The organism is Dentiradicibacter hellwigii (assembly GCF_041770905.1).
Taxonomy (GTDB): domain Bacteria; phylum Pseudomonadota; class Gammaproteobacteria; order Burkholderiales; family Rhodocyclaceae; genus Propionivibrio; species Propionivibrio hellwigii.
In genome coordinates this window covers 19,613-44,397 of sequence record NZ_JBEUWX010000001.1, presented here as the reverse complement: position 1 = coordinate 44,397, position 24,785 = coordinate 19,613, and the positions used below count along the sequence as shown (strand labels likewise).

The window sequence follows — 24,785 nt, the reverse complement described above, 5'->3', positions numbered from 1 at the left end:
GTTCTGCCCAAGAAAAAGCTCGCCGGAGCGAGCTTTGATCAATGAATCAACTATGTATTCTTTACAAAAAATTCTGGTAGGGCGTATAGGGATCGAACCTATGACAAACGGATTAAGAGTCCGCTGCTCTACCAACTGAGCTAACGCCCCACTGTTTGCGCCATTTTACACCGACAGAATCCTTAGAAGGATCGCAAAGACGGCTAATGGTAGGTCGGGGGAGATTCGAACTCCCGACCAACGGATTAAAAGTCCGCTGCTCTACCACCTGAGCTACCGACCCAAAAACAAGCGTGGAATTGTAGAGACTCCGCCTATCTCTGTCAACGGATAGCCGCCATTGGTACCGGCTGCCAAGCACTTCGCCAGCGTACTCACGGTAAACGGCATGCTTTTTCCACTTTGGCACAGGTCTGTACCGAGAGATTCGTCAGACCCGATAGACTGTCGGATCAGCCACGCCTGCCGCGATAAAACCCTCATGACGCAAACAGCAGGCATCACAGCGGCCACAGGCACGACCAGCGTCATCGGCCTGGTAGCAGGAAACCGTCAACGCATAATCGACGCCAAGATCGATGCCACGGCGAATAATTTCCGCCTTTGAAAGATTGACCAGCGGCGCATGAATATGCAATTTGGCGCCTTCAATGGCGGCCTTGGTCGCCAGATTGGCCATGCGTTCAAACGCTTCGACAAACTCTGGCCGACAATCAGGATAGCCGGAATAATCAACGGCATTGACCCCAATGAAAATATCCCGGCTACCCAACACTTCGGCCCAGGCCAGCGCCAGCGAGAGCATGATGGTGTTGCGCGCGGGTACGTAAGTCACCGGGATACCGGCTTGCACGCCATCCGTCGGCACGGCAATAGCATCGTCGGTCAGCGCTGACCCACCAAAACTGGCCAGATCGAGCCGCAAGGTACGATGCTCGCGTGCGCCAAAATACTTGGCTACCCGCCCGGCAGCTTCCAGTTCAGCGCGATGCCGCTGACCATAATCAAGCGACAGGCAATAACAGTCGTAGCCTTGATTTCGGGCAATGGCCAGAGACGTCGCGGAATCAAGGCCGCCGGAAAGCAAGATGACGGCCGGCGGCGAAATGGATGGATTCATGGGTTTTGGTAATAGACAATGGGTTGGGAAGTGTAACGATGTATGGTGATGAGTCAGGCGATTTTCTTACTTACCCGGCGCCTCACCCCACAGCAGGCGATGAAGCTGAACCTGCAAACGCACGGGTAGCCGGTCGGCAAGAATCCACTCTGCCAGGGTTTGTGGTGACAGCATATTCTGTACCGGAGAAAGCAGGATGGGGCAACAGCCGGCAAGCTGGTGTTCAACGATGATACGGCGCATCCAGTCGTAATCTGCCCGATCGGCAATGACAAATTTAAGCTCATCGTCCTGCCTGAGCAGGCGCAAATTTTCCCAATAATTTTTTGTGCTTTCTCCGGAAGAAGGCGGCTTAAGATCGACGATGCGGGAAACGCGCGCATCAACTTCACCCACAGGCAACGCCCCGGAAGTTTCTAATGAAACATCGTAACCGGCATCGCACAAAGCGGTGAGAAGCTTCAGGCAATTCTTTTGTGCCAGGGGTTCGCCGCCCGTCACGCACACGTAGCGCGGTGTATAAGCGGCAACTTGTGCCAGAATTTCTTCCAACGAGAGTGTTCTGCCGCCAGTAAATGCGTACGTGGTATCACACCAAGAACAGCGCAGCGGGCAACCGGTCAGACGCACAAAAACTGTCGGCAACCCGACACGCGTCGTTTCCCCTTGCAGAGAATAGAAGATCTCGCTGATCCTCAGCGTCAACGCCTTGTTGTGCCGCACTACAAAGCACCAGGCTATTTTTTCAGGCTTTGTCTGGCCGTACCCGCTGCCGCGCTGCTCGGATATCTGGCAACGAGGCTTTCAAGCGTTGCCCTGGCACTTTTGGTATCACCCAATTCCTGCTGGCAGGTCGCTACGCCGAGCAATGAATCCGGTGCCTTTGCATGTTTTGGCCATTTCGTGGCAACCTGCTTATGCACCTCAATCGCTTTCCGGCAATTATGCAGCGTGTAGTAGGCATTGCCGAGCCAGTAACGCGCGCTCGGCGCTAAGGTGCTATCTGGATATTTTTTACCAAACGCTTCAAAAGCGTTGGCGGCTTCCTTAACCTTATTGGCACGGAAATGATTCAGCGCGGCTTCATATTCGCGCGACTCGGCTATAGGATCGCCCCCCCCAGACTGCGCTCTTGTTCGTTCGCCGCCCGCAGGCGTACCGGCACGCGGCGCAGGAGGAATTTCTTCTTCTCCCGGAGCCCCCGGAACAGCGCCAGCGTCGCCGCCGTCACTCGTGCCCTCGAACTTGCGCAGGCGCCCATCCAGATCGACATAGAAATCCTGCTGACGCTTCTTGGTCGCATCCAGTTCATACGTCAGCGTTTCAATTTCCCCGCGCAAAGCAGCGTTTTCTTCGCGCAGCATCTGGATCTGGTTGGCCAGCTCAATCTGTGCCTTGGACAAGACTTCGACGCGCTCATTGGTCTGAATTGACAGATCCTTAACTTGGCGACGCGCTTCGTCATCATCAAACAGGCCAGCATACGCGGGCTGCGCCAGCATGGCGGCCACCATCAGGCAGCCTGCCAAACTGGAGCGCATGCGCCGTCTTGCCTGCAAATCAGGATGAGGCAGGCGCATCGGCATCTCAGAACTCACCGCTATAAAGCATGTCGCTACGGCGGTTTTCTGCCCATGCCGCTTCGTCGTGCCCTTCACTTCTCGGTTTTTCCTCGCCCAGGCTGACCGATTCGACTTGATCTTCACGAACGCCGAGCATCACCAGCATCCGTTTGACGGCATCGGCACGCTTCTGACCGAGCGCCAGATTGTATTCACGGCTGCCCCGCTCGTCGGTATTGCCTTGAATGAGCATCTTAAACTGGCGGTTGTTGGACAGGAAGCGAGCATGCGCAGTCACCAATTCACGGTACTCATCCTTGACATCGAATCTGTCATAGTCGAAGAAAATGCTGCGTCGCGACAAAATACTTTTCGGGTCGGTCAGTTCGCGCGGCAGTTTGGAGCCATTGACATTACCCGCTTCGACTGTCGCCACCTTACCGCGACCATCTTCGACCGGCGCATTGGCCTGATCCGCATCAGGTGTCGATGAGCAACCAGCAATGAGCAGCGCCAGCAGCGCAGGAATAACGAGTTGTTTCATAATGAGGTACTCCCTTTGCGTCAAAAAAACAAATCCAGGCCTATTTATTGAATGGCCCCCAGGCCGGTTCACGCACATCGCCCGCCGAAATCGACAGCCGCTGTTTGACCCGACCATCAATGGAAACCGCAGACAACACACCGCGTCCTCCCATTTCGGTTGCTATTAGAATCATCCGGCTATTGGGCGCAAAAGACGGCGATTCGTCCTTGCGCGAATCGGTTAGAACCTGAACCTGACGACTAGCAAGATCCATGACGGCAAGACGGAAGCCGCCATCGCGTCGCGAAATAAAGGCCAATGTCTTGCCATCCGGCGAAATACGCGGCGACACGTTATAACTGCCTTCAAAAGTCACGCGCTGGGCATCGCCACCATTGACGCCGGAACGGTAAATCTGCGGACTGCCTCCACGGTCGGAGGTAAAGTAAATCGACTGCCCATCCGGTGAAAATACCGGCTCGGTATTGATGCTGGCCCCGGAAGTCACGCGCCGCACACCGGAACCATTGGCATTGACCATAAAGATTTGCGAGCCGCCATCCTTGGAAAGCACGACCGCCAGACGCGAACCGTCAGGCGACCAGGCGGGCGCTGAATTCGACCCCTTAAAATTGGCAACGACTGTGCGTTGGCCGCTGGCCAGCGAGTGCACGTAGATAATCGGCTTCTTATTTTCAAACGAAACATAAGCCAAGCGTGAACCATCAGGCGACCAGACCGGCGAAATGATCGGTTCGCGCGAACGTAGAGCGACCTGGGCATTCTGCCCGTCAACATCAGCGATGAACAGCTCGTAGCGATGCTTGCCGCTCCTAACCACATAAGCAATACGCGTAGCAAAAAACCCCGGTTCGCCCGTCAGCGCCTCATAAATGGCATCAGCAATACGGTGGCCGGTCGCCCGCAGCATTGATGGCGAAGCGACAAACGCTGCGCCGGTCAGCGCCGATTCCTTATTGATGTCATACAAGCGGAAGCGCGCCTCCTGACGGCCATCCGCACTGCCGCCGATGCTACCCGCCGCCAAAGCGTCCGCACCACGGCCTTTCCAGTCGGCAAAATTGGGCGGTGTCGTTTCAGTCATTGAAACGCCGCTCGCATTAATCATCTGGAATAACCCGCAACGTTCCAGATCAGCTCTCACAACCCCCGTGAGCGTTTGCGATGCCCGCGCGTCACCACCAAAATCGGCAATGGCAACGGGAATTTTATTGGCGCCGCCGCCGGTAATTTCAATACTTAACTGCGCCGAAGCCGGTACATGAAAAGACAACACGGCGGCATAACACGCCATTGCCGCAGCACGCCGGAGACGCGCACCAAATCTTTGCATCAAAAGCATAGTCAAGGATACGAAATAATGTGCAAAAAAACTAAAAGATGGCCGATTATAGCTTTCTGGTATGACAAATGTCCGTAACGAAGCGTAATCTTTGCGCACACTCCCTGATCCAAAGCCATGACGGCCGACCAAAGCCTAATCGAGCGGCCGGAATCTGAGCTCCAGTTCGCGCTGGAACAGGCTTGGATCATCGGGCTTGGGCAGCGGCGAGGATTTTTTGATCGCACGCACAATGGCTTCATCGTAGGCCCGGTGGCCGCTGGAACGAACCATGCGCGGCTCACCAACAATATCGCCGCTCGGCAACTGCCTGACGATAAAAATGGCCTCCGGATTACCCGAAATATTCGGCGGCAGCACGATGTTGCCGCGGACTTTAATACGAACCTTGTCAATATAGCTCGCCATCCCGCGTGCGTTACCGCGCCCGCCGGCAGCCCCTCCTGCCGCACCGCCTGAGGGCGAACCATCATGAGCGCCCGACTCAGCGCCAAGCTGAGCCGCAATGCGGTCACTGGCCGCCGCGCGCGCATCCTGGGCAGCACGCTGCCGCGACCGTTGCTGGGACTGTTTAAGCTCGCGACCAAGTTCATCGGAGAAATTACGGGGTTTCAGCAGCGGCTCAGGTTTTTTAGGCTCTGGCTTAGGCTCCGGTTTCGGTTCTGGCTTGGGTTCCGGCTTCGGATCGGGTTTCTTCGGTTCCGGAACAGGCTTTTTCTCATCCTTGACAGCAATATCCGGCTTCACCGGCTCGACCCTGGGCTCGGGTTTAGGTTCCGGCTTCGGCGTCGGTTTGGGTTCCGGCTTCGGTTCGGAGACGGGTTCAGGTTTTGGCGCAGGTGGCACCGACGACCGGGATCCCGACGTAGCGGCCGGCAGAGAACCGCCCCACAATTCGACGGCCACGGCTGACGGCGCCTGCCGCTTCCATTGCACGCCAAAAAACAGGGCGCCCGCCAGCAGAAGATGCACAAGCGCGGCCAGCGCCAGCGCTGCCGGGCTGAAACGTTCTTCTTCGGGGCGGGAGAAATACATATCCACGGCGTTTCACCCGATGCGGTAGCCCGCCAAAATCATTGACCCGTCGGCTGCACGAGCAGGCCGACACGCTTGACCTGCTGGCGTTGCAGTTCGTCCATCACGCTGAGCACGGCTTCGTATTTGACGCGCTTGTCACCGACGATCAGCACCGGCTGTTCCGGATTATCGCGCTGCACAGCGACGATGGCCTGCGTCAGCTCCTGGCGGCTCATCGCCTGCTCGGATTTGCCCGGCAACGTCAGCGACAAGGCGCCATCCTCGCGGATATTTACCTGCACGGCTTTATCCGGCGCCTGTGCGGCCTTGCCCACCGAAGGCACGTCGATGCTGGCGGTCGTCATCATCGGCGCCGTCACCATAAAAATGACGAGCAATACAAGCATCACGTCGATATACGGGACGACGTTGATTTCATTTTTCAGGCGGCGTTCGCGCATCGCGTGTACTCCTTAGCGCATCTGCCGTTGCAGAATATTGGAAAACTCTTCCATAAACGATTCGAAGCGCGTCGCCAGGCGATCGATCTCGTGTGAAAAGCGGTTATAAGCGACCACGGCCGGAATCGCGGCAAACAGACCGATCGCCGTCGCCACAAGCGCTTCGGCAATGCCAGGCGCAACCGCCGACAGCGTGGCCTGTCCGACATTGGAAAGACCACGGAAAGCATGCATGATGCCCCACACCGTCCCGAACAGGCCGACGTAAGGGCTGACCGACCCCGCCGAAGCGAGAAAAGCCAGATGCGCGTCGATCGCGTCGACCTCGCGCTGGTACGTGGCGCGCATGGCGCGGCGCGAACCGTCGATCACATCTTTCGGGTCGAGATTTTTCTGACTCCGGAGCTTGGTGAATTCGCGGAAGCCCGCTTCAAAGATGCGTTCCATACTGCCGATGTCATGCCGGTGATTGATGGCGCTCTGATACAGGGTATTGAGGTCGCCGCCGCTCCAGAAATCGCGCTCAAACTCCTCGGTCTGCACGCGCGCTTTTTTAACAGCGAACCATTTGCGGAAAATGTAGTACCAGGAAATAAAGGACACCCCCGCCAGCAGTAGCATAACCGCCTGAACGACGGCACTGGCATTGAGGATCAGGTGGAGAATCGAGAGGTCTTGCGAAACGTTCATTGGCAGGCTTCCAACTGAGCGCGCATCGGCGCGGGGATAGAGATGATCTTCATCTTTGCGGCATTGACACAGACAACTTGGGTTCTGGCGGTGAGTAACAACGCCTCGGACGCACTTGAATCTTCGGCCAGATCGTCCGGGTTACGCTGCGGGTCGATACGGCGAATGCGCTGGCGCAAGAACAGCTGGGCGCGCGTGACCTTTTCCAGCGCGAGGTCGACCGACAGGATATCGTCGAGCCGCGCCGGCTTCAGATAATCCAGGCTGACGCTGCGCACGACGAAGGCAATGCCCGGCGCGCGCAGCAGCGCGCTCTGATCGTAGCCGAGTGCGCGCAGCCACTCGGTACGGCAACGCTCAAGAAACTTCAGGTAGTTCGCGTAATAGACGACGCCACCGGCATCAGTATCCTCGTAATACACACGAACCGCCACGGAGAACCTCTCCGGAGCGGGCAGACCAGAAGATGGCGCGGAACATGAGCGGGAAAGCGGCCCGGGAAGCGGTGTGGACAATAGCTTCTCACCTGCAGACAACATCATGGGAGCGGATTTTATCGTACACCGCAGCGTCCTGCTGTTTGCCGCCTGTGTGGTTCATGCCGCAGCAATACGCCACAGACCGATTGTTGATTTGTGTTAGGCTTGCGCCATCGTTTACGCATCCTGCGGATTCGCTGCAAGACTGCCGCAGAACAGAAAGGGGGATCTTGTGCCGTCACAGATATTTCCCGCCTGGCCGCCGGCAATCGACCCGCTCGCCGTCGCCGCGCTCTCGCTTCTGGGCGCCATTATCATCGGGGAACTGTTCGCCCGCTTCCTGTCGTTGCCGCGCATCACCGGTTATTCCTTGACCGGCCTCGTCTGCGGCCCTGCCCTGCTCGGCTGGATCAGCGTGCACGAACTCGCCGGTCTGCGCCTGCTGATTGACCTTGTGCTCGCCATGTTGCTGTTCGAAATCGGCATCCGCGTCAATCTGCGCTGGCTGCGCCATAACCCGCTGGTGCTGGTCAGCGGACTGCTCGAATCCCTGCTTGCTTTTGTCGCCGTGTTTTTCGTCGTCCATTATCTCGGCTACACCCTGGAAACCGGCCTGGTTGCCGCAACTGTCGGGATGGCGACCTCGCCCGCCGTGGTGATGGCGATGATCGGACAGATCAAGGCGCGCGGCCAGGTAACGAATCGCCTGCTGATGCTGACCGCCCTCAATGTCACGCTGACCGTGCTGACGGCCCACGCCGTGCTTGGTTTCATCCACCACAGTTATGGCAACGACTGGATCACCGCCATCTGCCACCCGCTCTACCAGTTTTCCGGCTCGCTGCTGGTCGCCTACCTGCTCGCCAAAAGTTTTTACTGGCTGCGCCGTTGTTTCGACCCGGCGCGCGAGCAGTCGGCACTGATGCTGTTCATTTTTCTCGCACTCGCCATGACATTGCTGCAAGCCCTCAAGCTGCCCGCGCTGCTAGCGCCGCTGCTGGCCGGCATCATCGTTAAGCACAGCGACCCGCGGCCGCATCTCTGGCCGCAGCATTTCGGCTCGGTCGGCGGGGTCATGGTCATTTTGCTGTTCGTCATCATCGGCGCATCGCTCAACTGGCGTTCCCTTCAAACAGGCGTATGGATCGCGCTGCTGCTGATTGCCGCACGCGGCGGCGCCCAGTTAATCGGCGTGCTGCTGACGGGCAAACCCAGCGGGCTGTCGCTGCGCCAGTCGCTGGCATTGGGGATCAGCCTGGCGCCGATGTCGGGCGTGGCTTTCGTCCTCGCGGCCGACATCGGGCAGATTTTTCCCGCGCTCAACGACGAACTCGAACCTGTCGTCATGGGCATGATCTTTATCCTGGAAATTCTGGGGCCGATCCTCATGCAACGCAGCCTGCGCTGGATCGACGAGGCGCAAAGTACGCGGCAACCTTGGAAACCCGGAGGATGATATGGAGCCTGCCGAATCCAAAAAACGACTCGAAGCGTTCGCCAATTCGCGCTCGCTGACGCTGGGCGTCGAACTGGAACTACAAATCGTCAGCACGCACGATTACGACCTGATCGACGCTTCGCCCGACCTGCTGCGCAGCCTTGAAGGGCAAACGCTGCCCGGCGACATCAAGCCGGAAATTACCGCCAGCATGATCGAGCTGTCGACCGGCGTATGCACCGATTACCCGGAAGTGCTCGATCAGCTGCACACCTTGCGCGACGCGCTGGTTACCGCTGCCGACCGTCTCAACGTCGCGCTCTGCGGCGGCGGCACGCACCCTTTTCAGCACTGGGCGAACCAGCGTATTTCGGATGCGCCGCGCTATCAGTACCTCTCCGAAATCTACGGCTATCTCGCCAAACAATTCACCGTCTTTGGGCAGCATGTGCACATCGGCTGCGCCGGCCCCGACGAAGCGTTAAGCCTAAGCCATTGCCTATCGCGCTACGTGCCGCATTGCATCGTGCTGGCCGCCGCCTCGCCCTACGTGCAGGGATTCGACACCGGTTTTTGTTCGGCGCGCATCAACTCCGTCGCCGCCTTTCCGATGAGCGGGCATATCCCGTTCGTCGAAACCTGGGTGGAGTTTGAACGGTTTTTCGACAAAATGACCGATACCGGCGTCGTCAAAAGCATGAAGGATTTTTACTGGGATATCCGGCCGAAACCGGAATTCGGCACGATTGAAGTGCGCGTCATGGATACCCCGTTGACGATCACCCGCGCCGCCGAACTGGCCGCCTTCATCCAGGCCGTTTCGCGCTGGTTTCTGACCGAGCGGCCATTCCGTCCGGACGAAGACGACTACATGGTCTATACCTTCAACCGCTTTCAGGCGGCGCGTTTCGGCCTGCACGGCGTCTATGTCGACCCGCAGACGCACGAGCGCCGAACCCTGCAGGATGAAATCCTCGGCACGCTGGCGCGGATCGAGCATCATGCTGGCGAACTGCGCGCCGAAGAAATGATTCGCAGCCTGCGCCGCGTCGCCCAGCAGGGCGGCGATGCCGACTGGATCCGCGCAATGCAGGCGCGCGAATCGCTGCTGCCTGAAGTCGTGCGGCTACAGTGCCTGCGCTGGCGCGGAGACTGAATGTGCCGGAACGTCGGCTACGCATCGGCCTCTCCGCGCGCCTGCTGTACGACCCACCGCCGGAACTGGGCTTTCCGGGGAAAACGCTGCAATATCTGGAACAGTCGATCGCGCACTGGGTGCTATCGCACGATGCGCTGGCCTACATGATTCCGACGCTCGGCGAGCAGGCGGAAGTCTCGCGGCGGGCCGTTTCAGCACGCGACTTCGTCGACACCCTCGACGGTCTGATCCTGCAAGGCGGCGCCGACGTCAGCCCGGAAAGCTATGGCGCGGCCGCCGAACGTCCAGACTGGGCAGGCGACCGTGTCCGCGACCTGTACGAAATCGAACTCATCCGGGAATTCATGATGCAGGGCAAGCCGGTGCTCGGCGTCTGCCGCGGTTGCCAGCTGATTAATGTCGCCATGGGCGGCACGCTCTGCCAGGACATCGCCGCACATATTCCCAACGCCATCGCGCACCGCAACGAGGCGCTCTACGATGCGCATCGCCACAGCATCCGCATCCTTCCCGGCAGCGGCCTGGCGGCCATTTATCCGGCGCAGGAAGAAGCGCTCGTCAACAGCATCCACCACCAGTGCGTGGACAAACTGGGCAGTGACCTCGTCGTCGAAGCCATCTCACCGCAGGACGGCATCGTCGAGGCAATCCGTCACGTCGGCCGCTATTACCTGGCCGGCGTGCAATGGCACCCGGAGTTTCATGTGCCAGGCGGTGGCCTGCTCGACAGCGGGCCGATCGTCGAAGAATTCCTCGTCGCCGCCAGAGCGCGGCTACAGGAACAGGGCGGCTGAATCGACGCCAAGTATTTCCGCCTCCTCTGAAGCCCGCGTAAATAGGGCGTTTCCGGGCACCCACCCTGGAAACCTGCGTGGATAAAGGATTTCCGGGCACCCCCTCTGGAAATGCCCGATTGACAAGGGCTACCGGGCAGTGGCCTGGCGATGCCCGACTGGCGCGGGCTGGCGGACACCCTCTGAAACGCCCGGGGATAAAAGATCTCCGGGTAACTGTTCAGGGCGGCTGAATCGACACCGGACATTTCCCGCCCCTCTGAAGCCCGCGTAAATAGGGCGTTTCCGGGCACACACCCTGGAAACCCGCGTAGATAAAGGATTCCCAGGCACCCCCTCTGGAGACGCCCAATTGACAAGGGCTACCGGGCTGTGGCCTGGCGATGCCTGACTGGCGCGGGCTGGCGGACACCCTCTGAAATGCCCGCGGATAAGGATCTCCGGGCAACTGCTCAGGGCGTTTGCCACAGCGCCTGCTGCCCGCCGGATGCCGGCGCGTCGAGGCCAAGGTGACGGTAAACCGAGGGCGTCGCAATACGGCCGCGCGGCGTGCGTTGCAGAAAGCCTTGCTGGATGAGATAGGGTTCGAGAACATCCTCGATCGTGTCGCGCGCCTCCCCGATGGCAGCGGCCAGATTGTCGACACCAACCGGCCCGCCGCCAAATTTATCGATGACGGCGGAGAGCAGCTTGCGGTCCATGAGATCCAGGCCGCCGTGATCGACATCGAGCATGCGCAAGGCCTGATCCGCCACCTCCCGATCAATGTGGCCGGCCGCCTTGACCTCGGCAAAATCACGCACGCGGCGCAGCAAGCGGTTCGCAATACGCGGCGTGCCGCGCGAACGGCGCGCGATTTCCAGCGCGCCTTCATGGCCGGCCTGTACGCCCAGCAATTGCGCCGAGCGCGTGACGATATGCGTCAGATCCTCCGGCGTATAAAACTCCAACCGGGCAACGATGCCAAAACGGTCGCGCAGCGGGTTGGTCAGCATACCGGCGCGCGTCGTTGCGCCGACCAGCGTAAACGGCGGCAAATCGAGTTTGACCGAACGGGCGGCCGGCCCTTCGCCAATCATGATGTCGATCTGAAAGTCTTCGAGCGCCGGATAAAGAATCTCCTCGACCACCGGCGAGAGCCGGTGAATTTCATCAATGAACAGCACATCGTGCGGCTCAAGGTTGGTCAGCATGGCGGCCAGATCGCCGGCGCGCTCCAGCACCGGCCCGGAGGTCTGGCGCAGGCCGACGCCCATTTCGGCGGCAATGATGTGCGCCAGCGTCGTTTTGCCCAGCCCCGGCGGCCCGAACAGCAGCACGTGGTCGAGCGCATCGCGGCGGCGGCGCGCCGCTTCGATGAAAATGGACAGCTGCTCGCGGATTTTCGCCTGCCCGACGTACTCCGCCAGGCGTTTCGGGCGCAAGGCGCGCTCGATCGCCTCTTCCTGCGCGGACTGCGTGGCGGCGGAAATCAGCCGGTCGGAAGCATCGCCCGCTGCCGTCAGGCGGTCGGTCTCGATCATGGCGCGCTGCCTTCGGGCTGGGCGGGTGCACGCTCATCCGGCGCTGGCGACGTACCATCACCCGGATATTCCAGCCACTCACGGATCAGCATCTGCCCAAGCGCCAGCAAGGTTGGGCCGAGAAACAGGCCGATAAACCCGAAGACGAGCACGCCGCCAAAGACGCCGACGACGATCAGCAGAAGCGGCAGACTGGCTGTGCGCGAAATCAGAATAGGCTTGATGAAATTATCGACGCCGCTGATGCCGAACATGCCCCAGAACAGCAGGAAAATCGCCCATCCCGTCTGCCCGGTATCGTACAGCCAGGCAGCAGCCGGCAGCCAGACGATGGTGGCGCCGACGACCGGCACCATCGAGAAAAAGAATGTGGCGACGCCGAGCAGAATGACAGTGGGAACGCCGGCGATGAAAAAGCCGATGATGGCAACCAGCGCCTGCGCCGCCGCCGTGCCGACAATGCCGACCATGACGCCGGTGACAGTGTTGCCGGTCATCTGGAACATGCGCTCGCCCAGATCACCAGCCAGTTTCCGGCTGGCCAGGCGCACGGCGTTCGCATAGGCTTCAGCGTCACGGAAAATGAAAAAAGCAAAGAAAATCACCAGCACCAACTGAAACAGTCCCTGGCCGAAAACGGACACGGCCGCCAAGGCGAATTTGCGCGCCGGCGCAATCAGCTGGCGCAGCAGCTCATTCATTTCCTCGCGGCTGGCGAGCAGCTGGTGCCAGTATTCATCCAAGCTGGCGCCGACCATCGGCAAATTACGCAGCCATCCCGGCAGATCGGCGGGCAGGCCGGATTCAAGATGCGGCTTGACATAACCGATGACCATGTCCACCACATTGGCCAGCGATCCGGATAACAGCGCCACCGGCAGCACGAACAGCACGACCAGCAGCAGGCAGAGCACGGTTGCGGTTACCGTGCGGCGTCCCCGGCACACGCGCAGCAGCCGCGTGCGCAGCGGCGCGCTGGCGATGCAGATGACGATGGCCGACAGCAGCGTGCCGATAAACGGCATCAGTACAGCGACGCAGCCACCCAGCAACAATGCGATGATGGCCAACTGCAAGGTATGTTTGTGATTCGAGAGCAACGCTACACCTTCGAGAGTAATTTGAGTGCCTGCCGGATACCATCCGACGTGCCGGTTTCCGCAGGCAACTGTTTCATCGCCGCCAGCGCCTCGCGTTCATTGTACCCCAGCGCCAGCAGGGCATTGAGGATGTCGCTGCGGCTGTCGCCCACCGCGCGCGAGGTCACGGGCAGGGCGTCGGCCAGCTTGCCCTTGAGTTCGAGCAGCAAACGTTCGGCGGTTTTTTTGCCGATCCCCGGCACCTTGACCAGGCGGCCGCTTTCCTGATGCGCCACAGCCTGCGCCAGATCGGCAACAGACAGGCCGGACAGCACGGCGAGCGCCGTACGCGCGCCGACGCCGGAAATCCGGATCAGCTGCCGGAAGGCGAAACGCTCGCCCTCACTGGCAAAGCCGTAGAGGAAATGCCCGTCCTCGCGCACGGCAAAATGCGTCAGGAGCGTCGTCCGCTCACCAATCGCCGGCAGATTGTAGAAAGTGCTCATCGGCACATCGACCTCATAACCGACGCCTTGCACCTCAATCAATAATTGCGGCGGATTTTTTTCGATCAGGATGCCCGTCAGACGGCCGATCATCGTTTCACCTCCGGTTTCCCTGTTTCCCTATTTCACGATGCGAGTCCGCAGGCGCGATACGCCCATTGCGCACGTGCAGTTTTCTGCCTGCCAGCGCCCCCGAAGTCCCCAGCCCCTGCCCGCCATGCGCATGGGCCACCGCGCACGCCAGCGCGTCGGCGGCATCCGCGCCGGGGGCGCCGGACAAAGCGAGCAACCGGCGCACCATATGCTGCACCTGTTCCTTGGCCGCCTTGCCGTGCCCAACCACGGCCTGCTTGACCTGCAAAGCCGTGTACTCACTCACCTCGACGCCGCCCGCCACCAAGGCGGAAATTGCCGCACCGCGCGCCTGCCCGAGCAGCAGCGTCGATTGCGGGTTGGCGTTGACGAAGACAATTTCAACCACCGACTGATCCGGCCGGTACAGCGCCACCAATTCACGCACGCCGGCGTGAATCGTTCCCAGACGTTCGGGCAGCGAAGCGCCGGCATCTGTACGGATACAGCCGCTGGCCACATACGCCAGCCGGCTGCCGGCCTTTTCGATCACGCCGAAGCCGGTTGCGCGCAGGCCCGGATCGATCCCCAGAATGCGCAAGGCGCGCACGGGCTTGGCGGCTTGAGGGACATCGGCAACGGGCATCGCCGGGGCGGAAAAATCGGCGGCGATATTCTGGTGGCTCGGATTCAAGGCGGCGGAATGATCGTCAGGAAAATAGGGAGAGTAATGGGAATAGCGCGTGCGGCAGAGGCAGTGGGAATGGTGGAAATGGTGAAAATGGCGGGAACCGGCGCGGCGATCAGTATATCGCCAAACGCGCCGCGCAGCTTTCCGTCCGGCGCGCAATGCACCCCGGCCCAGCCTTGGTCGAGCGCCCGATCCGGTCATTATCCGGGTCGGCCACCCGGGCCGCCACTCCGCCTACGATTCCCGCGCCCCTGACCGTGCGCCGACATACCACGCCCGCTGGGCAGCGGCCATCCCGCATCGCCCGGCCGGGGCCGCGTCCGTTCATTGCGCCGCAATCCAGCGCAGCATCGCGTCCATGGCCGGTTTGCCGGCCATGGATTTCGCATCGTTGATGAGGAAAACCAGAATCCAGCGGCGATTCTGGCTGTCGAGCACATAACCCGCCAATGCGCGCACCCCTTCCAGATAGCCGGTTTTCAGGTGACCGCGACCGCTTTGTTCACTGCCGTTCATACGCTTTTTCAGCGTACCATCGACGCCCAGGATCGGCAGGGACGCCATCAGTTCCGGCATCACCGGACTCTGCCAGGCCGCCCGCAGTAGCTGGCCCAGCGCATCGGCGGAAATCCGCTCGTCGCGTGACAGCCCGGAGCCGTTATCAAGCATGATGCCGGATACGTTCAACCCCTTGCCGCCCAGCCAGCGCATCACCTGCTGCCGCGCGCCCTCCGGTGTCGCCGGGCGCACCGCATCCAGCGTCAAAAAAACCTGTCGCGCCATCACGTTGTTGCTGTATTTATTGACGTCACGGACGATTTCGGCGAGCGAAGGCGACTCATGCGCGGCAATCAGCACCGCCGACGACGGCGTGGCCGCGGCGCGCACCCTGCCGCGCAACGTGCCGCCCAGCTCGCGCCAGAGCGCGCGGAACAGCCCTTCTGCCTGCACATCCGCCGTCCAGGGCGCGAGAAACAGCGCCTTGTCGCCACAGGATGCGGCATAACGCCCGGCCAGGCCGATTGTCGCAGGCGCATCAAGCGAGATTTGGAGATTTTCACGCCAGTCACCGCACGCACCCTCGGCAAGGCGCAGGTGATTGACGATCTGAAGACCTGCGCTCGGCGTCTCGGGCAGGACGAGCACCCCGCCCCCGCCCGTATCCGGCCGCAGCGTCAGGTGCAAGCTCCTGAAATTGATGAGCAGCGCATCGGGGCCGACATTGTAAGGACGCAGCGGCTCGCCGTCGAAGGCCGCCGGATCGTGCGGCGGCAGGGCAAACGCGCTGCGGTCGAGGACCAGATCCCCGGTAATTTCGCCGACCCCGCGTGCGCGCAACTGCCGCAGGAGCAGCCAGAACTGTTCGAGCGCCAAACGCGGATCACCGCTACCGCGCAGGTAGAGATTGCCGGCGGCATCCTCCAGCGCTTCCGTTTTCCAGACATACGACGGCCCCAGCAGCTCGAGCGCCGCATACGTCGTGACCAGCTTCATCACCGAGGCTGGGTTCATCGCCTGGTCGGCATTGTGGCGAATCAGCGGCTGGGCGCTATCGACGCGCTGCACGACGACGCCTACATGACGCGGCGAAATGCCGGCGCTCTTGAGGGCGGCGAGCACTTCCGCTGGCAACGTCGGTGACTCTGCGGCGCGCAGTGGTGGCGCGAGCATCAGCGCCAGCAGGCACAGCGCGCATCCAAACGCCGCCCGCAAACGGAAAAAAACCGGCACGCCGGCGCCACGCCCGCTGCGGCGCTGAAATGCAAACAAAAAAAACATCGCGTCTCCCATCGCGGCTCCTTGTGAAGCTCAACCTAAAAAACGGATTTTAAGGCATGGCTTTCCCCTACCTACCTGCCTACCTGACATGGAATCAGACAATACGACGCCCTTCCCCTCCTTGCACGCAATGGGCACCGCCGCTCGCAGCAACCGTCATTTGCCATTTGCCGACGGTTTTTCATCAAGCGCACGATGCTCGCAAAATACAGCGTGGTCAGGCACCGGCAGTTTTCTATTCACACCGGCCGAACGCATTGGGCGGCTGCGGGCTTCTGCTATACTTTGCCGATTATTTTTGGCCAAATTTCATGACTCAGACACCTCCCCCTTTTTCTGACCCGGCGCTCAAGCTCGCCGAGCGCGTGCTGCGCATCGAAGGTGAAGCCGTGCTCGCACTGATCGACCGGCTGGATGATTCTTTTCGGCGCGCACTCGACCTGATTTTCACCAGTGCGGGACGGGTCATCGTCAGCGGTATGGGCAAGTCGGGCCACATCGGCCGCAAGATCGCGGCGACGCTGGCCAGCACGGGTACGCCGGCGTTCTTTGTCCACCCCGCCGAGGCGGGGCATGGTGACTTGGGGATGATTACTGCCGCCGATGTCGTGCTCGCCATTTCCAACTCCGGCGAAAGCGAGGAGCTGCTCAATCTGCTGCCCTGGATCAAACGCCAGGGCGCGCGTTTGATCGCCATGACCGGCAATCCCGCGTCGACGCTGGCGCGCGATGCCGACGTGCATCTCAATGCCGGCGTCGCACAGGAAGCCTGCCCGCTTAATCTGGCGCCTACCGCCAGCACGACGGCGGCCCTGGCGCTCGGCGATGCGCTGGCCATAGCCCTGCTTGATGCGCGCGGCTTCAGCGCCGAGGATTTTGCCCGTTCACACCCCGGTGGCGCGCTTGGCCGCCGCCGCCCGCTGATGCGGGTGCGCGAAGTTATGCGCACAGGCGAAGCCATGCCGACCAGCGTGCCGGAGGCCAGCCTCACCGAGGCGATCCGCGAAATTGCGCGCGGTACGATCGGCATGACGGTCATTGTCTCGCCACAACGTCAGATCCTCGGCATTTTTACTGACGGCGACCTGCGCCGCGCCCTGCTCAAGCATGACGACCTGACACACCTGCGCGTCAGTGATGTGATGACGCTCCACCCGCGCACAATCCGGCCCGAGAAACTGGTCGATGAGGCTGTCGAGATGATGGAGCGTCACCGTATCAATCAGCTGCCGGTGGCGGACGAGCACGGTTGCCTCGTCGGTGCGCTGAACATGCACGATCTTTTCCGAACCAAGGCGATATGAATTATTCCGATGACGCCCGCGTGCGTGCGGGATGCCTGAAGCTGATGGCTTTCGATGTTGACGGCGTACTTTCTGAAGGCTCGCTGTTCTACACCGATGAAGGCGTTGAAATGAAGGCCTTTAACAGTCTCGACGGGTTAGGCATGAACATGCTGCAACGCGCGGGACTGACCGTCGCCGTCATCACCGGCCGCAAGGCGCGCTGCGTCGAGCTGCGTATGCAAAACCTGGGCATCGACCTGCTCTATCAGGGCATTGGCGACAAACTGGCGGCCCTGCACGAACTGCTGGCCAAACTCAATCTCCGCCCGGAGGACGCCGGTTATATGGGCGATGACATCGTCGATATCCGCATCATGAATGCCTGTGGTTTTTCCGCCGCGCCGGCCGATGCGCATTTTCTGGCAAAGAAGTACGCCCGCTTCGTTGCGAGCAAGCCGGGCGGCAAGGGGGCAGTACGTGAAGTCTGCGAGCTGATTCTCGATGCGCAAGGCAAGTTGGGTGCAGCGCTGGCGCCTTACCTGCCGGCAGACGGGCAATGAAGCACTGGTCCAGCGCCCTCTTTCCCCTGGTGTTGTTGCTGACGCTGACCAGCCTGACTTACTGGCTGCGCTACGTTACCGACCAGCCGGAGACGCGCAACGACGGCAAGAACCGGCACGACCCGGACTACATCATGTATGACGCCACGCTGCGCAAGATCGGCGAGAGCGGCCGTCTGGAATATACGCTCAAGGCTGACACCGTCACGCACTATCCGGACAACGATACGCTGGACGTGAGCAAACCGAACCTCGTCCATGCTGGCAGAGGGGCGCAGGTAACGGTGACGGCCGATACGGCGCACGTCAGTGAGGATAACGAACGCATCGACCTTAACGGTAATGTCATCATCCGGCGCGCCGCGTCCCCAAAACACAAGGCACTGACCGGCGCAACACCGGCGCTGACCGTGCTTCCCGATGCCGACAAGGCCTTTACAAAATCGCCGGTGCTGGTAACCCAGGGTACGTCCTGGGCCAAGGGGATTGGCCTGCAAATGGACATGCGCGCCGAAACCTACCGCATCGAATCACGGGTACGCGCGATGCTGGAAAGCCCGCGCGCCAGAAAGAAAACACCATGAAACTGCCTGCACAGCCAATCCGCTTGTTGACCGCCAGCCTGCTGGTTGTCCTGACCTGCACAGCGCAAGCGGAAAAAGGCGATCGCGAGAAGCCGATCAACATCATTGCCGACCGCGCCAGCGCCGACGAGATCAACAAAGTTCAGATTTTCGAGGGCAACGTTGTGCTGACACAAGGCACCATCATGTTGCGCACAGGCAAACTAGTCGTCACGCAGGACGCTGACGGCTTCCAGACCGGCGTGGCAACGGGCGGTGAAAAAGGGCTGTCCTACTTCCGGCAAAAACGCGAAGGCAAAGACGAGTATTTTGAAGGGCAGGGTGAACGTATCGTCTATCACGCGCGCGAGGAAAAAACCGAGCTGTTCTCCCGCGCCTGGGTCAAGAGCGGCGCGGACGAAGTCCGCGGCCAGTACATATCCTATAACGCGCTGACCGAGCAGTATCTCGCCACCAATAGCGCAGGCGAAACCAAGACGGCGGTCGGTGAAAAACAAGCGCGCGTACGCGCCATCATCCAGCCCAAGAAAAAGGACAGCGCCCCCGCGCCCGACAGCAGCGCACCTCTGACGCTGCAACCTGCGGCAAACGTCAACGCGCCGGAGCAGTAATCGGCGCCGCGCCACGGCGCCGCCGTACCGGCAGCCTACCGGCAAAACATCAAGCTCGACATTCGGGAAAAACGATGGGGAATGAACGACAAAACCGGCTGGCGGTGCTGATCGACGCGGACAACACCTCCGCCACGGTGGCGCGAGAGCTGTTTGCGGAAATCGCCAAATACGGCATCGCCAGCGTCAAGCGGATTTACGGCGACTGGAGCAGTCCGACCCTCAGGGCATGGCAGAAAATCCTGCTCAGGCACGCGCTGGTACCGGTGCAGCAATTCGCCTACACCAAGGGCAAGGACGCCACCGACATGGGGCTGATCATCGACGCCATGGATTTGCTCTACAGCGGCACCTTCGACGGTTTCTGCCTGGTTTCCAGCGACAGCGACTTCACGCCGCTGGCCGCGCGCATTCGTGCCGCCGGGCTGACCGTGTATGGCTTCGGGCGGCAGAAAACGCCGGAAGCCTTCCGCCAGGCCTGCGACCGCTTTTTCTACGTGGAAAACCTCAAGACTCCGGCGGACACCGATAACGGCAATACCGCACTCAATACACCCGACACGCCCGACGCTCCCGACGGGCACGCGCCGGAAAACGGCCGCGACACCGGCAAGGAAGCGGACAACAAGGACAAGCCGACCGCCCCGACAACGCGCCAGGCGCTGGATGCCGGCATCCGCAATACGCTCAACAAGGCCGTCAAGAACTGCACCGACGAAGCGACCGGCTGGGCCTTCGTTGGGCAAATCGGCACTTACCTCAGCCAGACCTTACCCGACTTCGACACCCGCACCTACGGTTACAGCCAGCTTTCCAAAATGCTCAAGGCGCTCGGCGGGCTGCAATTCCGCCACGACGAAGCCAGCCGCATGTTCTGCCGCAAAATTCCCTACGGCGAACTGATCAAGCTGCTGGCCAATGAAGCGCTGCCAAAATTCCAGAACAAACAGGGGTGGGCGAAAATCCACGCGGTCGAAAAATATGTCACTCCGCGCTGGTCATTTGCAGAATACGGCTTCGATAGCTTTGCCGACCTGCTCGACACCGTGCACGGCGTCGAGGTGAACGACGACAGCCTGCAGATGCCCGCCGCATCACCGGCAGCGTAAGGTCGGTTCGGCTCCGGCACAACATTTTCCAAAAATTCCTGCATCCCGGCGAGCGGACGCATCATCACCGCCGCTTGCGGTCAGCCTCGGCGGCACAGCGCGCATCCATCAGTACGCCGAAATCGACGCCCGGCAATACTGCGATACACTGGCTGCCAAAGCTGTTAACTCTTTCAAAGGCCTCCGGTCACGCCTAGCGCTTCCTCAATGCTGGTCACGCCGCGTGCGGCCTTCAGCAGCCCATCTTCCTTAAGCGTGCGGAACTCATCACCCACCGCGGCCATCAGGCTGCCCAATGACGGCGACGGCTGGGCAAGCGCGCTGCGTAAGCGATCCGTCGAAGGCAGGAGTTCGTAAATAGCGATCCGCCCGCGGTAACCGGTATGGGCGCAACTGGCGCAACCAACCGGTTCACGCAGGTTCGCCGCATCAAGCGCAACGCCCAGTTTGGCGAAAGCATCACGCACATGCCGGGGAATCGCATCGCGATTGGCCAACGGACGGGCGCAGTGTTCGCATAAACGCCGTACCAGACGCTGGGCGACAACGCCGCGCACCGTCGCTCCGACGAGGAAAGATTCCACCCCCATATCGGACAGACGCAAAAATGCCGTTGCCGTATCGTTAGTGTGCAAGGTCGAAAACACACGGTGCCCCGTCAGCGACGCCTGCACGGCAATACGCGCCGTTTCGACATCGCGTATTTCGCCGATCATGATCGTATCCGGGTCGTGACGAAGAATCGAACGCAGCGCGGCGGGGAAGGTAAAACCAATATCGGGATGTACCTGAAACTGCGTGACGCCAGGGATGTGATACTCCACAGGATCCTCGACGGTGAGCACACGCTCGTGCCGCGTATCGCAGGCGACCAGCGTCGCATACAGCGTCGTGCTTTTGCCGGAACCGGTCGGTCCGGTCACCAGTACGATGCCGTCCGGCTGCGCCATCCATTGCCGATAGAGTGCCAGGTGGTCGGCTTCGATGCCGAGCGTTTCGAGGTCAAAGCGCGTGTTCTGCGTATTCGGCAATAACCGGAGAACCAGCGACTCACCAAGCACACCGGGAATGACAGAAACGCGCACATCGGTATCCACCCCCGACGAACGGATGGAAAAGCGGCCATCCTGCGGTAAACGCCGTTCAGAAATATCCAGTCCGGAGATGAGTTTGATCCGGCTGACCACCGCATCAAAACGCTCGCGCGGATACTGCTCGATCGACTGCAGACGGCCGTCGATGCGATAGCGGATGAAAAAGCCCACCTCTTCCGGCTCGATATGCACGTCGGACGCCCGCGTATCTGTTGCCCGCGCCATGACGCCATTCACCAGCTCGACGACCGGCGCATCTTCCGCCAGTTTGCGCAGATCCTCGTGCAGATCGCCGCCCTGGCGCGGTTTGTTGATTTGTGCGTGTACGCGCTCGATGTCGCGCGCAGCAGCCAAGTACATCGTATAAGGCTGACCAGGACACAGCGTCTGCTGGACATATTCCAACAGGCCGGAATCGAGCACATCGCGGGCAACGATGGCTACCGGCTTCGCTTTCGCCGCACCTGCGCCATCCGCCGAGATTTCCGCATCGGGCACATCCGGCATTCCCTGCCTCTCCGTTTCCGGCGATTCGCGGAAGGCGAAAAAATTGAACTTCGCCGACAGTGCCGGTGTAATCGAATGTTCGGCATGAAACTGGATGATGGACGCCATTCGCGCAGTAATGTCCGCATCATCCAACACGGTCACCCCCAGTTGAGCGGACAGCGCCGCCAGCAGCGTTTGTTCGGAAATCAGCCCCAGGCGCACCAAAATCGCACCCAAACGCTCACCCGGCATGGCCGCCTGACGCGCCAGCGCCATTTCCAGTCCCTGCGGCTCAATCGCCCCTTTTTCCAGCAATAATTCACCCAGCAGGCGCTGATCTGTGTCAACGCCCAGCGCTGCCCCCACGGGCACCGGCACTTGAGGCAATATTGCCGCCCGCTGTATTCTCTTCCCGCCTTCTGCCTCACGCATCTGCATTACACAATCCTTTTTTCCAAAAACATCCTGCCCCGCCAGCCGGACAAACGCTGCAACCGCAGCCTCACGTTACGTCAAGCGGGGTTCAATCCGTCATGCTGCCATAATGGCCGCCCGTCATAAAACCATTTGGGCGGCGTCCCAACCGGTTCTATAGATTTTATCTATTCCGCAATATCTACGGGCATTCATTGCCAGACCAAAAGGCCGCCCAAGCCCAGGGCAAGCCCCGCCCAACACCACAGATATCGAGCAAGCTCACCCGGCACATGGCTGTGTTTCTTCTCCTGCCTATCGTTACCGATCAATTTCAGAGGAAGAAGCAGCGTTCTGATTCTAGTTAGACTTCGGCGATTTCAACACAGATCGGGCGTTCGCCCGTAGCGCAGCGCTGGCTTGCCGTCAGGCGGCCGCTGTCCAGATCAACAGCATATACGGTCAGGTGATTGGAAATTTCACCCGCCGCCGCCAGCCAGCGTCCCGAGGGGGCAATGTCCATACCGCGTGGCTGCTGTTCCGTCAGTATGCAGTCTCTGTGTGACAGCAAACCGCTCACGTCATTTACGGCAAATGTGGAGATTGTGCTGCTACGCCGTTCCGTCGCGTACAAAAAGCGGCCATCCGGCGATAGCCGCAGTTCGGCGGCCCACGGCTTGCCAACGAAACCCGCCGGCATCAGGCTGACGGTCTGAAGAAAGGTCAGTCCGCCATTCTGCGCATCGAAAGCGAGCACATCGATACTGCCGTCCAGTTCATTGAGGCAGTAGACAAAATGGTTATCCGCAGAAAAAAGCACATGGCGCGGACCACGCCCCGGCTGCATCAGCATGCTGGGCAGGTCGTTCGGCACCAAGCACAAATCGTCGGTCAGGCGGAAAATATGGATGGCGTCGGTCGTCAGCGTTGACACCAGCAGCCAGCGTCCCGTCTGGTCAAGCCGCGCCGAATGGGCGCGCGGTAAATCTTGGATGCGCTGACTGACGTTTTGTGGCTCGCCATGCGCATCAAGCGGAATAACCGACAAATTATCATCGGCATATGAAGGGGAAAACAAAACGCGCAGCACCGGATCGCCATGCAGATACACCGGTGCACCAGGGACGCGCACCCTGTCCAAAGGGCTTAATTCTCCCGAACCGGGGGCAATGGCAAATGCCTGCACGGCATGTTCATGACGCAGTCCGACATAAAGGCGGGCGGCATCAGGCCGCACGCGCATCGGCGAAGGCGCGCCATCGGTAATCAGGTGTTGACGGACGGCGAGTTCACCGGACTGACCGTCCAGCGCAAACACATCGATTTCCCGGCTGTCCTGACAGGAAACATAGATGACGGTCTGGCCCATCGTGATCCCCCTTTCCCTTGATAGCTGACCGGCGTGGTGGCCTGCGCAATTTTATGGAAGCCAACGCCGGGAAACCCGGCCTTTCATACGACTTCGGTTTTCCCACAAGAAAAATCAATCGACCGATCATACGCATTATGAACGGAGAGAAACGGCGCGGCAATGACCGTCGATGCTTATTATCAGGGCATTGTGATCGGGATCACTCACTAACTTATCGCAGCCGCCCGTAGAAAATGGCGCATTACCCGGAAAATACGGCATGGCGCTGCAAACAACACTGCCAACCGTGCCGCCAAACACCATGCAGCACGCACGCTTTATTTAAATGCGCGTACCGTTTGGTTTGTTCTCTTAAAATCACCCCGCCGTTCGATGCACAAGGCCATGCGTCGCGCCACACACAAACTCGTCGCCATGCGCCCACAGTAAAACCACCCATGCGCACGGCAAACAGGCAAAGAAAAGCACCCGCAACTGTTACGCGTTTACGCGTCGTTTTTGCGCAGCGCATCGAGCAGTGTGTGTGCCTGCGCTTCTGAAGCGTACGCCAGATGGAGCAGCAATTGCACCGTATGCGGCAGTTTGCGTCCGGATTCGTAACGCGAGCCGCCGGACTGCGTGACACGGATGCGGCTCCAGAAAACAGATTGGTTAATGCCCAGTTTTTTACGTAAGGCAGCCGCCTGTTCTCCAGATTGAATCAGTAATTGCGGCGCCTTGGAAACTTTGCTGGCTTTGGGTTGTGTCATCATGCCTGGTCTCCTGATCAATAAAAATCTCTTGCGTTGCAAGAGCGGTCATCGCCGTTTTTGTTTTTAGTTGTAGATTGCATAATAGCAAAGGTTTCTTCTGACATAATCATCCTATAAACATGTCGTTACAAAAATATTTATCATGAACTAAATCAATCACTTAAAACCAATTTGCCCTGTTCGGGCCGAAGTATGAACATGAAGCGTCAGAATAGTTCTGGATTTTCGATATTTTTTACATGCTTTTAACAAAAA

At 60.0% G+C, this 24,785-nt stretch carries 25 protein-coding genes and 2 tRNA genes; 8 read left to right on the top strand and 19 right to left on the bottom strand.

What is annotated here, in order from left to right; all coding sequences use genetic code 11:
• Window positions 1-74 precede the first annotated feature (74 nt).
• The 11 genes from ABCS64_RS00330 to ybgC all read right to left on the bottom strand — a co-directional run bounded on the left by ABCS64_RS00330 (window position 75) and on the right by ybgC (window position 7,173).
• A tRNA-Lys gene (locus tag ABCS64_RS00330) sits at window positions 75-150 on the bottom strand.
• Between the two features lie 57 nt (window positions 151-207).
• Window positions 208-283, bottom strand: a tRNA-Lys gene (locus tag ABCS64_RS00325).
• 147 nt (window positions 284-430) lie between these two features.
• Window positions 431-1,120, bottom strand: a complete 690-nt coding sequence (gene queC, locus ABCS64_RS00320) for a 7-cyano-7-deazaguanine synthase QueC (protein ID WP_418889957.1) — start codon at window positions 1,118-1,120, stop codon at window positions 431-433.
• A gap of 66 nt (window positions 1,121-1,186) precedes the next feature.
• Window positions 1,187-1,843, bottom strand: a complete 657-nt coding sequence (queE, locus tag ABCS64_RS00315; RefSeq protein ID WP_418889956.1) for a 7-carboxy-7-deazaguanine synthase QueE — start codon at window positions 1,841-1,843, stop codon at window positions 1,187-1,189.
• Window positions 1,844-1,857: 14 nt separating this feature from the next.
• On the bottom strand, window positions 1,858-2,661 hold the full coding sequence (gene ybgF / locus ABCS64_RS00310; protein WP_418889955.1) for a tol-pal system protein YbgF: 804 nt from the start codon (window positions 2,659-2,661) through the stop codon (window positions 1,858-1,860).
• Between the two features lie 46 nt (window positions 2,662-2,707).
• The gene (gene pal / locus ABCS64_RS00305) at window positions 2,708-3,226 is read right to left on the bottom strand and encodes a peptidoglycan-associated lipoprotein Pal (RefSeq protein WP_418889954.1); all 519 of its coding nucleotides are present in this window, start codon (window positions 3,224-3,226) and stop codon (window positions 2,708-2,710) included.
• A 40-nt stretch (window positions 3,227-3,266) separates the two neighbouring features.
• The gene (gene tolB, locus ABCS64_RS00300) at window positions 3,267-4,562 is read right to left on the bottom strand and encodes a Tol-Pal system beta propeller repeat protein TolB (RefSeq protein WP_418889953.1); all 1,296 of its coding nucleotides are present in this window, start codon (window positions 4,560-4,562) and stop codon (window positions 3,267-3,269) included.
• Between the two features lie 144 nt (window positions 4,563-4,706).
• Window positions 4,707-5,543, bottom strand: a complete 837-nt coding sequence (locus ABCS64_RS00295; RefSeq protein WP_418889952.1) for an energy transducer TonB — start codon at window positions 5,541-5,543, stop codon at window positions 4,707-4,709.
• Window positions 5,544-5,644: 101 nt separating this feature from the next.
• The gene (gene tolR, locus ABCS64_RS00290) at window positions 5,645-6,049 is read right to left on the bottom strand and encodes a protein TolR (RefSeq protein WP_418889951.1); all 405 of its coding nucleotides are present in this window, start codon (window positions 6,047-6,049) and stop codon (window positions 5,645-5,647) included.
• 12 nt (window positions 6,050-6,061) lie between these two features.
• Window positions 6,062-6,739, bottom strand: a complete 678-nt coding sequence (tolQ, locus tag ABCS64_RS00285; RefSeq protein ID WP_418889950.1) for a protein TolQ — start codon at window positions 6,737-6,739, stop codon at window positions 6,062-6,064.
• A complete protein-coding gene (ybgC, locus tag ABCS64_RS00280) occupies window positions 6,736-7,173 on the bottom strand; it encodes a tol-pal system-associated acyl-CoA thioesterase (RefSeq protein ID WP_418889949.1) in 438 nt (145 codons plus the stop codon). The genes tolQ and ybgC overlap by 4 nt, the downstream gene beginning before the upstream one ends.
• A gap of 277 nt (window positions 7,174-7,450) precedes the next feature.
• On the opposite strand from ybgC, the gene ABCS64_RS00275 reads away from it, so the two are divergent.
• The 3 genes from ABCS64_RS00275 to ABCS64_RS00265 are packed head-to-tail and all read left to right on the top strand — an operon-like array spanning window position 7,451 to window position 10,609.
• A complete protein-coding gene (locus ABCS64_RS00275) occupies window positions 7,451-8,674 on the top strand; it encodes a cation:proton antiporter (RefSeq protein ID WP_418889948.1) in 1,224 nt (407 codons plus the stop codon).
• Window position 8,675: 1 nt separating this feature from the next.
• Window positions 8,676-9,812: a YbdK family carboxylate-amine ligase gene (locus tag ABCS64_RS00270; RefSeq protein WP_418889947.1), complete on the top strand. Its 1,137-nt coding sequence runs from the start codon at window positions 8,676-8,678 to the stop codon at window positions 9,810-9,812.
• A gap of 2 nt (window positions 9,813-9,814) precedes the next feature.
• Window positions 9,815-10,609 carry a gamma-glutamyl-gamma-aminobutyrate hydrolase family protein gene (locus ABCS64_RS00265; protein ID WP_418889946.1) on the top strand — a complete coding sequence of 265 codons (795 nt, stop codon included), beginning with the start codon at window positions 9,815-9,817 and terminating at the stop codon, window positions 10,607-10,609.
• Between the two features lie 452 nt (window positions 10,610-11,061).
• On the opposite strand, the gene ruvB is transcribed toward ABCS64_RS00265, so the two are convergent.
• From ruvB to dacB, 5 genes are all read right to left on the bottom strand, one after another.
• On the bottom strand, window positions 11,062-12,132 hold the full coding sequence (gene ruvB, locus ABCS64_RS00260) for a Holliday junction branch migration DNA helicase RuvB (RefSeq protein WP_418889945.1): 1,071 nt from the start codon (window positions 12,130-12,132) through the stop codon (window positions 11,062-11,064).
• Window positions 12,129-13,232 (bottom strand): AI-2E family transporter, encoded by a 1,104-nt coding sequence (locus ABCS64_RS00255; protein ID WP_418889944.1) that lies wholly within the window; start codon window positions 13,230-13,232, stop codon window positions 12,129-12,131. The genes ruvB and ABCS64_RS00255 overlap by 4 nt, the downstream gene beginning before the upstream one ends.
• A gap of 2 nt (window positions 13,233-13,234) precedes the next feature.
• Window positions 13,235-13,810, bottom strand: coding sequence for a Holliday junction branch migration protein RuvA (gene ruvA, locus ABCS64_RS00250; protein WP_418889943.1), 576 nt, complete (start codon window positions 13,808-13,810; stop codon window positions 13,235-13,237).
• Window positions 13,811-13,814: 4 nt separating this feature from the next.
• Window positions 13,815-14,435, bottom strand: coding sequence for a crossover junction endodeoxyribonuclease RuvC (gene ruvC / locus ABCS64_RS00245; protein WP_418890283.1), 621 nt, complete (start codon window positions 14,433-14,435; stop codon window positions 13,815-13,817).
• A gap of 369 nt (window positions 14,436-14,804) precedes the next feature.
• A complete protein-coding gene (dacB, locus tag ABCS64_RS00240) occupies window positions 14,805-16,259 on the bottom strand; it encodes a D-alanyl-D-alanine carboxypeptidase/D-alanyl-D-alanine endopeptidase (RefSeq protein WP_418889942.1) in 1,455 nt (484 codons plus the stop codon).
• 311 nt (window positions 16,260-16,570) lie between these two features.
• Here dacB and ABCS64_RS00235 point away from each other — a divergent pair, with 311 nt between their 5' ends.
• From ABCS64_RS00235 to ABCS64_RS00215, 5 genes are all read left to right on the top strand, one after another.
• On the top strand, window positions 16,571-17,563 hold the full coding sequence (locus ABCS64_RS00235) for a KpsF/GutQ family sugar-phosphate isomerase (RefSeq protein ID WP_418889941.1): 993 nt from the start codon (window positions 16,571-16,573) through the stop codon (window positions 17,561-17,563).
• A complete protein-coding gene (locus ABCS64_RS00230) occupies window positions 17,560-18,105 on the top strand; it encodes a KdsC family phosphatase (protein ID WP_418889940.1) in 546 nt (181 codons plus the stop codon). The genes ABCS64_RS00235 and ABCS64_RS00230 overlap by 4 nt, the downstream gene beginning before the upstream one ends.
• Window positions 18,102-18,689: an LPS export ABC transporter periplasmic protein LptC gene (lptC, locus tag ABCS64_RS00225; RefSeq protein WP_418889939.1), complete on the top strand. Its 588-nt coding sequence runs from the start codon at window positions 18,102-18,104 to the stop codon at window positions 18,687-18,689. The genes ABCS64_RS00230 and lptC overlap by 4 nt, the downstream gene beginning before the upstream one ends.
• Window positions 18,686-19,300, top strand: coding sequence for a lipopolysaccharide transport periplasmic protein LptA (gene lptA / locus ABCS64_RS00220; protein WP_418889938.1), 615 nt, complete (start codon window positions 18,686-18,688; stop codon window positions 19,298-19,300). Before lptC ends, lptA begins: the two co-directional genes overlap by 4 nt.
• A 74-nt stretch (window positions 19,301-19,374) precedes the next feature.
• Window positions 19,375-20,409 (top strand): NYN domain-containing protein, encoded by a 1,035-nt coding sequence (locus ABCS64_RS00215; protein WP_418889937.1) that lies wholly within the window; start codon window positions 19,375-19,377, stop codon window positions 20,407-20,409.
• Between the two features lie 173 nt (window positions 20,410-20,582).
• Here ABCS64_RS00215 and ABCS64_RS00210 read toward each other — a convergent pair whose 3' ends face one another.
• The 3 genes from ABCS64_RS00210 to ABCS64_RS00200 form a co-directional block, all read right to left on the bottom strand.
• Window positions 20,583-22,430, bottom strand: a complete 1,848-nt coding sequence (locus tag ABCS64_RS00210) for a GspE/PulE family protein (RefSeq protein ID WP_418889936.1) — start codon at window positions 22,428-22,430, stop codon at window positions 20,583-20,585.
• Between the two features lie 340 nt (window positions 22,431-22,770).
• The gene (locus tag ABCS64_RS00205; protein ID WP_418889935.1) at window positions 22,771-23,775 is read right to left on the bottom strand and encodes a lactonase family protein; all 1,005 of its coding nucleotides are present in this window, start codon (window positions 23,773-23,775) and stop codon (window positions 22,771-22,773) included.
• A gap of 488 nt (window positions 23,776-24,263) precedes the next feature.
• The gene (locus ABCS64_RS00200) at window positions 24,264-24,530 is read right to left on the bottom strand and encodes a helix-turn-helix domain-containing protein (RefSeq protein ID WP_418889934.1); all 267 of its coding nucleotides are present in this window, start codon (window positions 24,528-24,530) and stop codon (window positions 24,264-24,266) included.
• Between the last annotated feature and the right edge of the window lie 255 nt (window positions 24,531-24,785).

Coding starts and splice junctions, on each gene's coding strand:
- queC (WP_418889957.1), bottom strand. CDS start 1,120: ATGAATCCATCCATTTCGCCGCCGGCCGTCATCTTGCTTTCCGGCGGC.
- ruvB (WP_418889945.1), bottom strand. CDS start 12,132: ATGATCGAGACCGACCGCCTGACGGCAGCGGGCGATGCTTCCGACCGG.
- ABCS64_RS00230 (WP_418889940.1), top strand. CDS start 17,560: ATGAATTATTCCGATGACGCCCGCGTGCGTGCGGGATGCCTGAAGCTG.
- ABCS64_RS00210 (WP_418889936.1), bottom strand. CDS start 22,430: ATGCAGATGCGTGAGGCAGAAGGCGGGAAGAGAATACAGCGGGCGGCA.
- ABCS64_RS00235 (WP_418889941.1), top strand. CDS start 16,571: ATGACTCAGACACCTCCCCCTTTTTCTGACCCGGCGCTCAAGCTCGCC.
- lptC (WP_418889939.1), top strand. CDS start 18,102: ATGAAGCACTGGTCCAGCGCCCTCTTTCCCCTGGTGTTGTTGCTGACG.
- ruvC (WP_418890283.1), bottom strand. CDS start 14,435: ATGCCCGTTGCCGATGTCCCTCAAGCCGCCAAGCCCGTGCGCGCCTTG.
- pal (WP_418889954.1), bottom strand. CDS start 3,226: ATGAAACAACTCGTTATTCCTGCGCTGCTGGCGCTGCTCATTGCTGGT.
- tolB (WP_418889953.1), bottom strand. CDS start 4,562: ATGCAAAGATTTGGTGCGCGTCTCCGGCGTGCTGCGGCAATGGCGTGT.
- lptA (WP_418889938.1), top strand. CDS start 18,686: ATGAAACTGCCTGCACAGCCAATCCGCTTGTTGACCGCCAGCCTGCTG.
- dacB (WP_418889942.1), bottom strand. CDS start 16,259: ATGTTTTTTTTGTTTGCATTTCAGCGCCGCAGCGGGCGTGGCGCCGGC.
- ABCS64_RS00200 (WP_418889934.1), bottom strand. CDS start 24,530: ATGATGACACAACCCAAAGCCAGCAAAGTTTCCAAGGCGCCGCAATTA.
- ruvA (WP_418889943.1), bottom strand. CDS start 13,810: ATGATCGGCCGTCTGACGGGCATCCTGATCGAAAAAAATCCGCCGCAA.
- ybgF (WP_418889955.1), bottom strand. CDS start 2,661: ATGCGCTCCAGTTTGGCAGGCTGCCTGATGGTGGCCGCCATGCTGGCG.
- ABCS64_RS00270 (WP_418889947.1), top strand. CDS start 8,676: ATGGAGCCTGCCGAATCCAAAAAACGACTCGAAGCGTTCGCCAATTCG.
- ABCS64_RS00205 (WP_418889935.1), bottom strand. CDS start 23,775: ATGGGCCAGACCGTCATCTATGTTTCCTGTCAGGACAGCCGGGAAATC.
- tolR (WP_418889951.1), bottom strand. CDS start 6,049: ATGCGCGAACGCCGCCTGAAAAATGAAATCAACGTCGTCCCGTATATC.
- ABCS64_RS00215 (WP_418889937.1), top strand. CDS start 19,375: ATGGGGAATGAACGACAAAACCGGCTGGCGGTGCTGATCGACGCGGAC.
- tolQ (WP_418889950.1), bottom strand. CDS start 6,739: ATGAACGTTTCGCAAGACCTCTCGATTCTCCACCTGATCCTCAATGCC.